The organism is Streptomyces sp. NPDC044719 (genome assembly GCF_056433405.1).
The window spans coordinates 105,315-118,741 of record NZ_JBWKHE010000012.1 but is presented as its reverse complement, the minus strand read 5'-3'; the positions used below and the strand labels follow the sequence as shown (position 1 = coordinate 118,741).

Sequence of the window (13,427 nt, the reverse complement as noted above, 5' to 3'; positions counted from 1 at the left end):
CGGGGATCGTTCCGGCGAGGCCCGCGCCGAGGAGGGCGGCGGTTCGCCGCGCCGGCCCTCGGGCATGGTCGCCGGCGAGGCGCGGAGCAGGCGACCGGGGGCGCGTCGGGCAGCGTCCGGCAGATCCGTCGGTACCTCCGGCGGCTGGACGCCCTGGCTGTATCTCGCGCCCGCGCTCGTCGTGCTCGGCGGGCTGCTCGTCTACCCCATCTACCAACTCGGCCTGATCTCGTTCTTCGAGTACACCCAGGCCCAGGTCAGCGGCGGCGAACCGGCCACGTTCCAGGGGTTCGGAAACTACGCGGAGCTGTTCGGGGACCCGCAGTTCTGGCAGGTGCTGCTCGCCACCGTGCTGTTCGCGGCGGCCTGCGTCGTCTCCACGCTCGCGGTCGGCTGTGCCCTCGCCGTGCTCCTCACCCGTGTGCGGGCCGTACCGCGGCTCGCGCTGATGCTCGCCGCGCTGGGCGCCTGGGCGACCCCGGCCGTCACCGGCTCCACGGTCTGGCTGTTCCTCTTCGACCCGGACTTCGGCCCGGTCAACCGGATGCTGGGCCTCGGCGACCACTCATGGACGTACGGGCGGATCAGCGCCTTCTTCCTCGTCCTGCTCGAAGTGGTGTGGTGCTCCTTCCCGTTCGTGATGGTGACCGTGTACGCCGGTATCCGCGCCGTACCCTCCGAGGTTCTGGAGGCCGCCGCCCTGGACGGCGCCTCGCAGTGGCGTATCTGGCGCTCCGTACTCGCCCCGATGCTCCGGCCGATCCTGGTCGTCGTCACCATCCAGTCGGTCATCTGGGATTTCAAGGTCTTCACCCAGATCTACGTCATGACGAACGGCGGCGGCATCGCCGGCCAGAACATGGTCCTGAACGTCTACGCCTACCAGCAGGCGTTCGCGTCCTCGCAGTACAGCCTCGGCTCGGCGATCGGCGTCGTGATGCTGCTGATCCTGCTCGCCGTCACGCTGGTGTACCTGCGGCTGTTGCGCCGGCAGGGGGAGGAACTGTGAATCTTCTACGCGCCCGTGTCCGCCGTCCGGGGCGGCTGGCCGCCGAGGCCTCGGCCCTGCTGATCGCGGTCGTCGTGGCCTTCCCCCTCTACTGGATGGTGCTCAGCGCCTTCAAACCGGCAGGGGAGATCGAGTCGAGCGAGCCCCGGCCGTGGACTCTCGCGCCCTCCCTGGATTCCTTCCGGCGGGTCTTCGGGCAGCAGGAATTCGGCCGTTACTTCCTCAACAGTCTCGTCGTCGCGAGCTGTGTCGTGATCGCCTCCGCGCTGATCGCGTTTCTCGCCGCGACCGCCGTGACACGATTCCGCTTCCGCCTCCGGACCACCCTGCTGATCATGTTTCTGGTGGCCCAGATGGTGCCGGTGGAAGCCCTCACGATCCCCCTCTTCTTCCTCATGCGGGACTTCGGTCAGCTGAACACGCTCGGCTCGCTGATCCTGCCTCACATCGCCTTCTCGCTGCCCTTCGCGATCTGGATGCTGCGGGGGTTCGTGAAAGGCGTTCCGGAGGCCCTGGAGGAGGCCGCGTACATCGACGGGGCGAGCCGGGCGCGATTCCTCTGGCAGATCCTTTTCCCCCTCGTCCTGCCGGGCCTCGTGGCCACAAGCGTTTTCTCCTTCATCTCCGCCTGGAACGACTTCCTGTTCGCCAAGTCGTTCATCATCAGCGACACCTCGCAGTCCACGCTGCCGATGGCCCTGCTCGTCTTCTACAAGCCCGACGACCCGGACTGGGGCGGCGTCATGGCCGCCTCCACGGTGATGACGATCCCGGTCCTGGTCTTCTTCGTACTCGTACAGCGGCGCCTGGTCTCCGGACTGGGCGGAGCGGTCAAGGACTGAAAGGCCTGATCATCCATGGATCTCATTCCGCTGCCTCACCGGACGGAGCGGGCCGAGGGCTTTCTCGAACTCGGCGACGGCTTCGGGATCGAGGCCGGGCCGGGCACCGAGGACACCGCGCGATGGCTGCGCGCGACGCTCGGCGCGGCGACCGGGCTCGCGCTGCCGCCCAAGAAGGGGGACGAGTACGACGTCCTCCAGCTGTCCGTCCGGCCCGGCCTCGACGCCGAGGCCTACCGCCTGGTCGTCGCCCCCCACGGCGTCCATGTCCAGGGCGGCTCGCCCGCCGGTGTCTTCTGGGGCGCCCAGACGATGCGGCAGCTCCTCGGCCCCGACGCCTTCCGGCGCGCACCCCTTCCCGGCCGTACGTGGCGGCTGCCCCTGACCGAGATCCGGGACTCACCCCGGTTCCGCTGGCGCGGCCTCATGCTCGACGTGGCCCGGCACTTCATGCCCAAGGACGGCGTCCTGCGCTACCTGGACCTGATGGCCGCCCACAAACTCAACGTCTTCCACTTCCATCTGACGGACGACCAGGGCTGGCGCGTCGAGATCAAGAAGTACCCCCGGCTCACCGAGGTCGGATCCTGGCGGGCCCGCACGAAATTCGGCCACCGGGCCTCACCGTTGTGGGAGGAGAAGCCGCACGGCGGCTACTACACCCGGGACGACATCCGGGAGATCGTCGCCTACGCCGCCGAGCGGCATATCACCGTCGTCCCCGAAATCGACGTACCAGGCCACTCGCAGGCCGCCATCGCCGCGTACCCGGAACTCGGCAACACCGACGTCATCGACACCAACTCCCTCTCCGTCTGGGACACCTGGGGAATCAACCCGAACGTACTCGCCCCCACTGACAACACCCTGCGCTTCTACGAGGGCGTCTTCGAGGAAGTCCTCGAGCTGTTCCCCTCGGAGTTCGTCCACATCGGCGGCGACGAATGCCCCAAGGAGCAGTGGCGGCGGTCGGAGACGGCCCAGGCGCGCATCAGGGAACTCGGGCTCGCGGGCGAGGACGAGCTCCAGTCCTGGTTCATCGGGCACTTCGACGCGTGGCTCGCCGCGCGCGGGCGACGGCTGATCGGCTGGGACGAGATCCTGGAGGGCGGGCTGGCGAAGGGCGCGGCCGTGTCCTCCTGGCGCGGCTACGCCGGAGGCATCGCCGCCGCGCGGGCCGGCCACGACGTCGTCATGTGCCCCGAGCAGCAGGTGTATCTGGATCACCGTCAGGACCCGGGCCCCGACGAGCCGGTACCGATCGGGTGGGCGCGCACCCTGGAGGACGTCTACCGGTTCGAGCCCGTGCCGCCGGAGCTGACGCCCGAGGAGGCCCGGCACGTGCTGGGCACGCAGGCCAACCTGTGGACCGAGGTGATGGAGGACCACGCGCGCGTGGACTACCAGGCGTTTCCCCGGCTCGCGGCCTTCGCCGAGGTCGCCTGGAGTGCCCTGCCCGTCCCGGCGGAACGGGACTTCGCCGGCTTCGAGCACCGGATGACGGCCCACTACCGGCGCCTCGACGCCCTGGGCGTCGCCTACCGGCCACCCGCCGGGCCGCTGCCCTGGCAGCGGCGCCCCGGAGTGCTGGGGCGCCCGATCGACGGCCCGCCGCCCCACCGCTAGGAACCGGTCGCGGGTACCGAACAGCTCGAACAGGCCACGGAAAATGCGCACAAGGGTCACCGAAAGTGCCAATCGGTATGCACTGGTGAACCCGTGCGAAAACGGACCATCTCCCCGATGAGGTGGGCGAATGCCTCCTAGCGGACCCGTGTCTTCGGCTCTCGCCAAGATGTGCCAGAGTTGCCACGTCCGCCCTGTCAGCACGTACCGTACGGCAGCACAGGTGGGACCAGGTGGGGCAGCGGGAAGGGGCAGCCGGTTTGACCACGCACGCACCGCAGGCGGCGCAGGCCGTCACGCTGCCCACGACGCTGGACGAGGCCGTGGCGGCACTCACCGCCGTGCCCGCCGCCGTGCCCGTCGCGGGCGGCACCGACCTGATGGCCTCCGTCAACTCCGGGCAGCTCAGGCCCGCCGCGCTGGTGGGACTCGGCCGGATCAGCGAGATCCGCGGCTGGCAGTACCAGGACGGTCACGCGCTGCTCGGCGCGGGCCTCACCCACGCGCGCATGGGACGCCCCGACTTCGCGGCCCTGATCCCGGCGCTCGCCGCCGCCGCGCGCGCCGCGGGCCCGCCGCACATCCGCAACGCGGGCACCCTGGGCGGCAACATCGCCTCGGCCGCCCCCACCGGTGACGCGCTGCCGGTCCTGGCGGCCCTGGAGGCGACGCTGATCATCGCGGGCCCGGGCGGAGCCCGCCGTGAGATCCCGGTGTCGCACCTGCTGGCCGGGATGGACATGCTGCGCGCCGGTGAACTCATCGGCTACGTGCGCGTGCCGCTGCTGCACGCCCCGCAGGTCTTCCTGAAGGCGACCGGCCGTACCGGCCCCGGGCGCGCGGTGGCGTCCGTGGCCTTGGTCCTGGACCCCGCGCGCCGGGGTGTGCGCTGCGCGGTGGGCGCCATAGCGCCGATGGCGCTGCGGCCCCTCGAGGCCGAGGAGTGGGTGGGCCGGCTCATCGACTGGGACAACAACCGCGCGATCGTGCCGGAGGCGCTGAACGCCTTCGGGGAGTACGTCGCCACGGCCTGCATCCCCGACGCGGCCCCGGCCGAGGACGGCTCCGTACCGCAGCTTCCGCCCGCCGTACTGCACCTGCGGCGCACCGTCGCCGCGCTGGCCCGACGAGCACTGGGGAGGGCGCTGTCGTGACCGACGACCAGCACGGACAGGGCACACCCCGGGGCGGCAGCCGCTGGGACCCGCTGCCCCAGGGTGAGTACGACGACGGCGCCACCGCCTTCGTCGAGCTCCCCGAGGGGGGCATCGACGCCCTGCTGGCCGCCGACAGCCCCCTGGCCGCGCCCGGCCACGGCTACGTACCGCCGCAGATAACGGTCGACCCCGCCACGACCGCCGGAACCGACCCGGCCGCCACGGGCGGGTGGCCGGTGCCCGGAGCGCCCGTCGACGGCGCCCAGTGGCACGACCCGCACGCGGCACACCAGCAGCAGGGCCACGAGGTCGCCGAGCAGCCGTACGGAGCCGACACGCCGTACGGCTCCGACGCGTCCTACGGCACCGGTACGCCGTACGGCTCCGACCCCGGGGCGGGGCAGCACGGCGGCGACGACCGGTTCACGTACAACCCGGGAGCCACCGGGCAGTGGAACTTCGAGGAGGCCGCGGCGGCGGAGCCCGCGCCCGGCCATGACGTGACCGGGCAGTGGTCCATCCCCGTCGCCGGGGGCGACCTGCCGGACGAGTCGGGCGAGTTCACCACGTCCTCGCTGGTCGAGCAGTGGGGCGGCGGCAACCCGCCCGCCACGCTGCCGGGCGGCGCGCCCGCACCCTGGGCGACCCAGGCGGCGGGCGAGCCGTGGGGGCAGCAGGCCGAGCAGGACGCCCCGGGGCAGGAGCAGGCCGGGCCGGGCTACCCGCGGGAACACGAGCAGGGCCACGGGCCGCAGGGGCTCGCCGGACCGCCCTCCGTGTACGCCCCGGACCAGAGCGCGCACGCCCCGGAGCAGCCGTCTGCCGGGCCCCTGCCGCAGGAGACGGACCCGGCACACCGGACGCAGGGCGGCGGGCACGCTCCACAGCCCGAGGGGCTCGGCCATGCGCCGGAGCCGTCGGGCTTCGCCGACCATCGCGTCGATCCCGGAGTCGATCTCGGGGGCGAGCACCGCGCCGAGCACGGGAGCGAGCACCGCCCCGAGTACCGGGGCGAGCAGCGTCCCGAGCACGCGGCGGAGCCGTCCGCCGTACCCGGCCACGCAGCGGAACCGTCCGGCCCCGCCGGACACCCGGACGAACACCCCGCGCCCCCCGCGCCCGCCCAGCCGTACGAGGAACACGCCGAACACGCCGAGCCCGCCGCGCCTTCGGAGGCCGTCCAGGACGCCTCACAGGCCGCTCCCGGGACCGGTGAGGCCGACGGGCCCGCCGAGGACGTCCCGGACGCCGCAGAGGGCGCCGACAGCCCCGCCGAGCCGGTCGCCGTGCCCCTCCCCGACATGGCGGACGCGGACACCGATGCCGGACCGGAGGCCGCCGACGGCGAGACCCCGGACGACCAGGCACCGCAGGACCCCTCCGGCGCCCCGGACGACGCGGCCTCCGCATCCCAGGACGCACCCGCCCTCCCACAGGAGGAACACCCCCTCGCCTCCTACGTCCTGCGCGTCAACGGCACCGACCGCCCCGTCACCGACGCGTGGATCGGCGAGTCCCTGCTGTACGTGCTGCGCGAGCGGCTCGGGCTGGCCGGCGCCAAGGACGGCTGCTCGCAGGGCGAGTGCGGGGCGTGCAACGTCCAGGTCGACGGGCGGCTCGTCGCGTCCTGCCTGGTCCCGGCCGTGACCGCCGCCGGCAGCGAGGTCCGCACCGTGGAGGGCCTGGCCGAGGACGGGCAGCCCTCGGACGTCCAGCGGGCCCTCGCGCGCTGCGGCGCCGTGCAGTGCGGCTTCTGCGTACCGGGCATGGCGATGACGGTGCACGACCTCCTGGAAGGCAACCCGGCGCCCACCGAACTGGAGACCCGCCAGGCACTCTGCGGCAACCTGTGCCGCTGCTCCGGCTACCGGGGCGTGGTCGAGGCGGTGAAGGACGTGGTCGCCGAACGCGAGACACACGCCGCGCCCGCCGCGGGCGACACCGACGAGGCCCGTATCCCGCGCCAGGCGGGCCCGGGCGCCGGCGGTGTCCACCCCTCGGCCTTCGGATCGCCCCCGGAGGCGTACGCCCAGGACGAGCGTTCCCCGGACCCGCATTCCCCTGACGCGCACGACCAGCCCTACGGCCAGGACGGAGGCCCCGCGTGAGCAACGAAGCAGCCACCGCGCAGGCCGCGGAGGCCGCCCCCGCCCCCGAAGCGCCGCCGCACGGCCTCGGTGTGTCCCTCCCGGCCGCGGACGCCCGCGCCAAGACGGAGGGCACCTTCCCCTACGCCGCCGACCTGTGGGCCGAGGGACTGCTGTGGGCGGCCGTGCTGCGCTCACCGCACCCGCACGCGCGCATCGTGTCGATCGACACCTCCCACGCGCGCGAGATGCCCGGCGTACGCGCGGTCGTCACCCACGAGGACATCCCCGGCAGCCCGTTCCACGGCCGCGGCACGGCCGACCGCCCGGTCTTCGCCTCCGAGGTCGTACGCCACCACGGCGAGCCCATCGCCGCCGTCGCCGCCGACCACCCGGACACCGCGCGCATGGCGGCCGCCGCCGTCATCGTCGAGTACGAGGCGCTCGACCCGGTGACCGACCCGGAGCATGCCTTCGAGGCCGAGCCCCTGCATCCCGACGGCAACCTGATCCGGCACATCCCGCTGCACCACGGCGACCCGGACGCGACCGGCGAGATCGTCGTCGAGGGCCTGTACCGCATCGGCCGCCAGGACCCCGCGCCCATCGGCGCCGAGGCGGGCCTGGCCGTACCGCGCCCGGACGGCGGTGTGGAGCTGTACCTCGCCTCCACCGACCCGCACGCCGACCGCGACGCGGCCGCCGCCGCCTTCGGCCTGGAGCCCGAGCGCGTCAAGGTCGTCGTCACCGGCGTCCCCGGCGCCACGGCCGACCGCGAGGACCAGGGCTTCCAGCTTCCGCTCGGCCTGCTGGCGCTGCGGACCGGCTGCCCGGTGAAGCTCACGGCCACGCGCGAGGAGTCGTTCCTCGGCCACGCCCACCGGCACCCCACCCTCCTGCGCTACCGCCACCACGCGGACGCCGAGGGCACACTCGTCAAGGTCGAGGCGCAGATCCTGCTCGACGCGGGCGCCTACGCCGACAGCTCCGCCGAGGCCCTCGCCGCCGCGGTCGGCTTCGCCTGCGGCCCGTACGTCGTCCCGAACGCCTTCATCGAGGGCTGGGCCGTACGCACCAACAACCCCCCGTCGGGCCACGTACGCGGCGAAGGGGCCATGCAGGTCTGCGCCGCCTACGAGGCGCAGATGGACAAGATCGCCAAGAAGCTCGGCATCGACCCGGCCGAGGTGCGGCTGCGCAACGCCATGGCCACCGGCGACGTGCTCCCGACCGGCCAGACGGTGACGTGCCCGGCCCCGGTCGCCGAACTGCTCCAGGCCGTACGGGACTTCCCGCTGCCACCACTGCCCAAGGACACCCCCGAGGACGAGTGGCTGCTGCCCGGCGGCCCCGAGGGCGCGGGCGAACCGGGCGCGGTGCGCCGGGGCGTGGGCTACGGCGTGGGCATGGTGCACATGCTCGGCGCGGAGGGCGCGGACGAGGTCTCCACGGCGACCGTCAAGGTCCAGGACGGTGTGGCGACGGTCCTGTGCGCGGCCGTCGAGACCGGCCAGGGCTTCACGACCCTGGCCCGGCAGATCGTCCAGGAGACGCTCGGCGTCGACGAGGTGCACGTGGCGCCGGTCGACACCGACCAGCCCACGGCGGGCGCGGCCTGCCACGGCCGGCACACCTGGGTGTCGGGCGGCGCCGTGGAGCGCGCGGCCAAGATGGTCCGCACGCAGCTCCTCCAGCCGCTCGCCCACAAGTTCGGCATGTCCACGGAGCTGCTCCAGATCAACGACGGCAAGATCACGTCGTACGACGGAGTCCTCTCGACGACCGTCACCGAGGCGCTGGACGGCAAGGAACTGTGGGCCACCGCCCAGTGCCGCCCGCACCCGACCGAGCCGCTGAACGAGGCCGGGCAGGGCGACGCCTTCGTGGGCATGTCCTTCTGCGCGATCCGCGCGGTGGTGGACGTCGACATCGAGATCGGTTCCGTTCGGGTCGTGGAACTGGCCGTCGCCCAGGACGTCGGGCGGGTCCTGAACCCGGCCCAGCTCGCCGCCCGCATCGAGGCGGGTGTGACCCAGGGCGTGGGCATCGCGCTGACCGAGAACCTGCGCACCCCGCGCGGCCTGATCCGCCACCCGGACCTGACCGGTTACGCCCTCCCGACGGCCCTCGACGCTCCGGACATCCGCATCGTCCGGCTGGTCGAGGAACGGGACGTGGTCGCCCCCTTCGGCGCGAAGGCGGTCAGCGCGGTGCCGGTGGTGACGTCCCCGGCGGCCGTCGCGTCCGCCGTACGGGCCGCCACGGGCCGCCCCGTGAACCGGCTGCCGATCCGCCCGCAGGCCGCGGTGGTCACGGAACGGTCCTGACGTCCCTGCCGTCCCCGCTGGAAGGGGTCGCCCTCGTGGCCCTCGTGGAGGCGATTCCGGCGGGAACGGAACGCGCGAGGGGTGTTTGAGCGTCTGGTGAGATGGACGCGCAGCCGCTCGACCTGAATTCGCTGGACGTGGCCGTCGCCGGACGTGAATTCGCTGGACTGAAGTCGCTGGGCACGCGTCGCTGTTCCGGGGCGTTGTCAGTGGTGGGGCGTAGTGTTCTGGGCAGTGGGGGACGGCTGCCGGGCCTGGCCGGGCGGTCTGCCGTGCTCCGCCTGGGGACGCTGAGCAAGCACATGCGGGGGAGCCCATGAGTACGACCGACGCCGGTTCCGCGGTGATCACCCTGACCGAGTCCGAGCTGGACCCGTGGGTGACGCACGCGTCGACGCGGCACTGGCTGACCGGCCCCGGACTGCCCTCCGAGAACGGCGTTCTCAGCTTCGCGGAGCTGCGCCGGGACGGCCTGCGCACGGTGGCGGACTCGACGGGCGACCCGGACGACCGCCTCTCCGCCGAGCTGCGCGAGCAGCTGGTGATAGGCGGACTGCTGGGCCCCGGAGGCATGGAGACGGAGTCGGTCCTGCTGGACGGTGCGACGGGCGAGATCACGACGACGCCCTGCCTGCACGACCGCCCCGACCTGATGGACCGCCGCCCCCTGGCCCCCTCGCTGCGCACCCTGGTCCGCTTCGCCGAGGCGACGGACGAACTGGCGGGCCTGCGAGGCCAGTTCGCCTCCTATGCGGGCCGCTACGGCCCGAAGGCGGTGGCGCAGGCCTCCCAGCACCTCCTGGCGGTGTTCCGGGACGGCACGGACGGCGAACCGGCCCCCTTCTGGAAGATGGCGGCCCTCATCCGCCCGCTCTCCCTCGTCGCGGGCCGGGGCGGCGCGTCCGGCCTCTCCCTGGACCTCCCGCACCGCCTGCTGGACCAGGAGTTCGGCCCCGGCAAGGTGGTCCGCTTCGAGGACGTCGACTTCCCCGCGACGCTCACCCACGAGCCGACCCGCCGCTTCCTCCGCGAGGCCGGCCTGCCCGAGGACGCCCATGTCTTCTCCCTGGACACGGACGTACCCCTGGCGACGCTGGCCGAGTACTACGCGGACGCGGAGAGTCCGACGCAACTCCCCGCCCGTGCCCACCACTTGATACGCCTCGGCTGCCTGGTCGACGACAACAGCCTGGTCGTCGACGGCGAGACGGGCGCGGTCCTGAACTGGAGCGAACCCGAGGCGACCCTGTACCCGCTGAACACGGACGTCTCGACCCTCGCCTTCACCCTCTGGCTCCTCCACCGCGAACGCGCCATCGACTCCCAGTCGGACCACGAGCTGACGACCGACACGTACGACCAGCTGGCCATGACGATGCTCCAGGTCCTCTCGGCGGTCGACCCCACGGGGGTCATGGCCGGGAGGTCGGGGCGGCATTACTGGACGGACGTGTTTCGGGACGAGGCGGGTGGGGTGCTGTAGGGGGCCGGATTCACGCGCCGGAGTGTGGTCCAGCCGGCCCAGCCCCGCTGCTTCAGCAGCTCGATGAGCCGACGTGCGGACGGCACGGTGTCGAATACGAACGCGTCCATCAACTCGGCAAGCTCCGGCTCAATGCCGCCGCCCGGGTCGCCGACGTACTCCTCGCCCCGCTCCTCGGCCAGCTTTGTGACGTAGGCGGCCACCCGGTCGGCCAGTTCGACCAGACGCGGATCGTCGTCGCCCGACCCGAGAGCCGCACTCAAGGCCAAGTAGAAGTCGACGAACTCCGGATCGGCGATCTGCTCCCGCTTGCGCGCGATCCACTCCGGCACCCGCTCGGGAGAGCGCGCGACCAGCGGGATCCAGCCGTCGCGCTCGGCCCGGACGATCCGCTCGTCGACGCCGAGCGCCCGCAGCCGGTCGAGGAACCCGATCACCTCAGGGGGCAGGGCGAGACTGTCTCCCGAGGCGAGGCGGGCGATTCGCGCACGGTGCAGCTGCCGCACCCGGATCTCCGTTTCCAGCCGCCTGTCGATGTCCGCGACGGCCGAGGCGAACTCCTCCTCGCCGGCCTGGAGCAACTCCCGCACCCGCGCCAGCGGAACTCCGGCCTCGGCGAGAGTCCGGATCCTGATCAGCTCCACCACGGCCCCGGCGTCGTACCGTCGATAGCCGGAGTGATCCCGCTCGGGCTCCGGCAGCAGTCCCTTGGCGTGATAGTGCCGCACGGCGCGTACGGTCACTCCGGCGCAGGCCGCGAGCTCGCCGATCGTCAGCATCGGCCCAGTCTGGCTCAGGAGGCCGACCCGCCGACCGGCCGGTGTGCGCTCCGGATGATCTCGGCGATGGCCGGCGCGTGCGTGAAGACCAGCCGGTGGTCGGCGTCGAGCCAGGAGACGGAGACGTTCGCCCGCTCCCGGACGAGCCGCTCGACGCCGGCCCGCCAGAGCCGGTTGTGCCGCGGCGCACGCCCCGCGCCGCCGCGGCCGGCGATCGCGCTGGACATGATCATGTGCACGGCTCCGTCGACCTTCCGGTACCGCTCGAGAATCCCGGCGCGAACCACATCCATCTCAAGCCCCAGCTCGAAGACCTCTTCGGCGCTGAGCGATATCTGACGCGCACGCTCACCGCCCTCGCTCCGCTCGATCGTGCGCCGCGCCATCTCCCGGAACTCCGCGAGGTCGACGTCGGTGACGAACGGCTCGGGCAGCGGGTTCGCCCCGTCGAGGAGCACGAGCCCGGCGACGGCGTCGGAACACTCGGCGGCGTAGTGCACCGCCAGATCCGCGCCCAGGGAGTACCCCACGAGCAGGGGCGCCGACGGCAGCTCGAGTTCCCCCATCACGGCATGGAGATCGCCCAGGAACGTGTCGAAGGAGTACCGCTCGGCGGCGGAGGAGAGACCGTGCCCCCGGAGATCGAAGGTCACGACATCATGATCGCGCCGCAGCAGATCGATCAGCTCATGCAGGTCGGCCTGTGTGCAGTTCAGCCCGGGGCACAGGACCAGGGGTCTTCCCCGGCCCCCACGGGACAACGGGATGGTGACGCCGTCGTGCTGGACGGTGAGGTGCCGCGTGGTGCTGTCGCCTGTCGCAGTCATGCGGATCAGGGTGGGGGGTTGCCCGTGCGTCAGGGTCAACCGACGGCCGGGGGAGCGGAGCGGTGGCCTGCTCCTTGCCCCACCCGACTGCTCCCGTTGCGCCCTGATTGCGCCCTACCCCAGTCCCGAACTCCCCCTGATGCTCGGTCCCATGGGGGATACAGCTGAGCCGAGCATCATCCCGTTACATGACCCCGACGGACACCGGCAGGCGCCACCAGGCGTGCCGCAGCCGTGGGAGAAGACCGACCGGGCCCAGGCCGCGATGGAAGGCGCCACAGGGCCCGAGCCGCCCGCCCCGCCCGTCTGCCCCAACTGTGGGCTCGTCGGTGATCGGCGTATCACCTATTACGGCTGGCACGTCCTCCTCGAACCGGACATGCCGGTGCCGGCACACATGGTGCCCGCCTGGCACCGCTGGTATGTGGATTCCAACGGAACGGCCTGGAACAGCCGCGCGGACGAGCCCATGCCCGGAGCCGTGTGCCGTGTACCGCACCGGATCGCCTGCCCCGGTCTGAGACTCGAGGAGATCGGTCTCTGGCGCTGGCTGGACGCCGTACGCACGGAGAACGCCCGCCGGGCTTGGCGAAAGGCCGACGAGGAGGCCGGCCAGGAGCCGCTTCCGGACGCCGGTTGACGCTGTGGAGGCCGTGGCGGGATTCGAACCCACGTAACTCGCTTTGCAGGTTTGTCGGTGCTGGCCAGAGTTTGGTCCGAATGCGTACAGGCGTGTTCAACCCCCCTAGAGGCGCTTAGCAGGACGCGGTGGAACGAACGGCTGCGGATGCCTGCGGACGGCAGTGAACGAGACGGGAACTGAGACGGGCGCTGCTCTGTGTTGGCGCTGACCGCGGTGGTTTCGGTGTTGCGCGGGCGCTGGGGCGGTGTGTCGAGGTGTCCTCCAACGCCGGCAGTCGAACGCGTGACATCCTCCCAGTTCCGGTGCATCCGCTTACAGCTGTCGGACGCCTTCACCGGCTTCGTGTGCGGTCGCGGCTCCCATCTTCGTTGGGCGACGGTTCCTCTACTGGACGTCGGCGTGTGGCTTCGGGAGTATGGCTGTTGACGACCGGAGGAGGCCGAGTGGCTGAGCAGGTCTGGCGCAAGAGCCCACGATCTGTCACGGGCGCGAATTGCCTTGAGATGGCATGCGCTCCTGACGGCATACGGATTCGTGATTCGAAAATTCCGGCAAGCCCGCAACTACTCTTCACAATGACGAGCTGGGAACGCTTCCTGCATCACGTTGTCGTTCGTTTGCTTTAGTGCGCCCTCGTCCAGCTATGC

11 protein-coding genes are annotated in these 13,427 nt (G+C 72.1%); 9 read left to right on the top strand and 2 right to left on the bottom strand.

Translation table 11 applies throughout. From position 1 onward, the window contains the following. Positions 1-64 precede the first annotated feature (64 nt). From AC07DF_RS37740 to AC07DF_RS37710, 7 genes are all read left to right on the top strand, one after another. Positions 65-1,009, top strand: coding sequence for a carbohydrate ABC transporter permease (locus tag AC07DF_RS37740; protein ID WP_478981573.1), 945 nt, complete (start codon positions 65-67; stop codon positions 1,007-1,009). Beyond that, entirely contained in the window at positions 1,006-1,851 is an 846-nt protein-coding gene (locus AC07DF_RS37735) for a carbohydrate ABC transporter permease (RefSeq protein ID WP_193478365.1), read from the top strand. The genes AC07DF_RS37740 and AC07DF_RS37735 overlap by 4 nt, the downstream gene beginning before the upstream one ends. 15 nt (positions 1,852-1,866) lie before the next feature. Beyond that, on the top strand, positions 1,867-3,477 hold the full coding sequence (locus tag AC07DF_RS37730) for a beta-N-acetylhexosaminidase (protein ID WP_478981442.1): 1,611 nt from the start codon (positions 1,867-1,869) through the stop codon (positions 3,475-3,477). A gap of 260 nt (positions 3,478-3,737) precedes the next feature. Next, positions 3,738-4,631, top strand: a complete 894-nt coding sequence (locus AC07DF_RS37725; protein ID WP_382836586.1) for an FAD binding domain-containing protein — start codon at positions 3,738-3,740, stop codon at positions 4,629-4,631. Then, a complete protein-coding gene (locus AC07DF_RS37720; RefSeq protein WP_478981440.1) occupies positions 4,628-6,742 on the top strand; it encodes a (2Fe-2S)-binding protein in 2,115 nt (704 codons plus the stop codon). The genes AC07DF_RS37725 and AC07DF_RS37720 overlap by 4 nt, the downstream gene beginning before the upstream one ends. Continuing rightward, positions 6,739-9,048, top strand: a complete 2,310-nt coding sequence (locus AC07DF_RS37715; protein ID WP_478981438.1) for a xanthine dehydrogenase family protein molybdopterin-binding subunit — start codon at positions 6,739-6,741, stop codon at positions 9,046-9,048. The genes AC07DF_RS37720 and AC07DF_RS37715 overlap by 4 nt, the downstream gene beginning before the upstream one ends. 316 nt (positions 9,049-9,364) lie before the next feature. Next, complete coding sequence (locus AC07DF_RS37710; protein ID WP_478981436.1) at positions 9,365-10,531, top strand: SUKH-4 family immunity protein; 1,167 nt, start codon at positions 9,365-9,367, stop codon at positions 10,529-10,531. Here AC07DF_RS37710 and AC07DF_RS37705 read toward each other — a convergent pair. Continuing rightward, positions 10,486-11,310 carry a MerR family transcriptional regulator gene (locus tag AC07DF_RS37705; RefSeq protein ID WP_478981434.1) on the bottom strand — a complete coding sequence of 275 codons (825 nt, stop codon included), beginning with the start codon at positions 11,308-11,310 and terminating at the stop codon, positions 10,486-10,488. The genes AC07DF_RS37710 and AC07DF_RS37705 overlap by 46 nt on opposite strands. A gap of 14 nt (positions 11,311-11,324) precedes the next feature. After that, complete coding sequence (locus AC07DF_RS37700; protein WP_478981433.1) at positions 11,325-12,137, bottom strand: alpha/beta fold hydrolase; 813 nt, start codon at positions 12,135-12,137, stop codon at positions 11,325-11,327. A 223-nt stretch (positions 12,138-12,360) separates the two neighbouring features. Here AC07DF_RS37700 and AC07DF_RS37695 point away from each other — a divergent pair, with 223 nt between their 5' ends. Then, positions 12,361-12,777 carry a DUF6083 domain-containing protein gene (locus AC07DF_RS37695; RefSeq protein ID WP_478981431.1) on the top strand — a complete coding sequence of 139 codons (417 nt, stop codon included), beginning with the start codon at positions 12,361-12,363 and terminating at the stop codon, positions 12,775-12,777. A gap of 257 nt (positions 12,778-13,034) precedes the next feature. Then, a complete protein-coding gene (locus AC07DF_RS37690) occupies positions 13,035-13,406 on the top strand; it encodes a DUF397 domain-containing protein (RefSeq protein WP_478981429.1) in 372 nt (123 codons plus the stop codon). Positions 13,407-13,427: the final 21 nt, after the last annotated feature.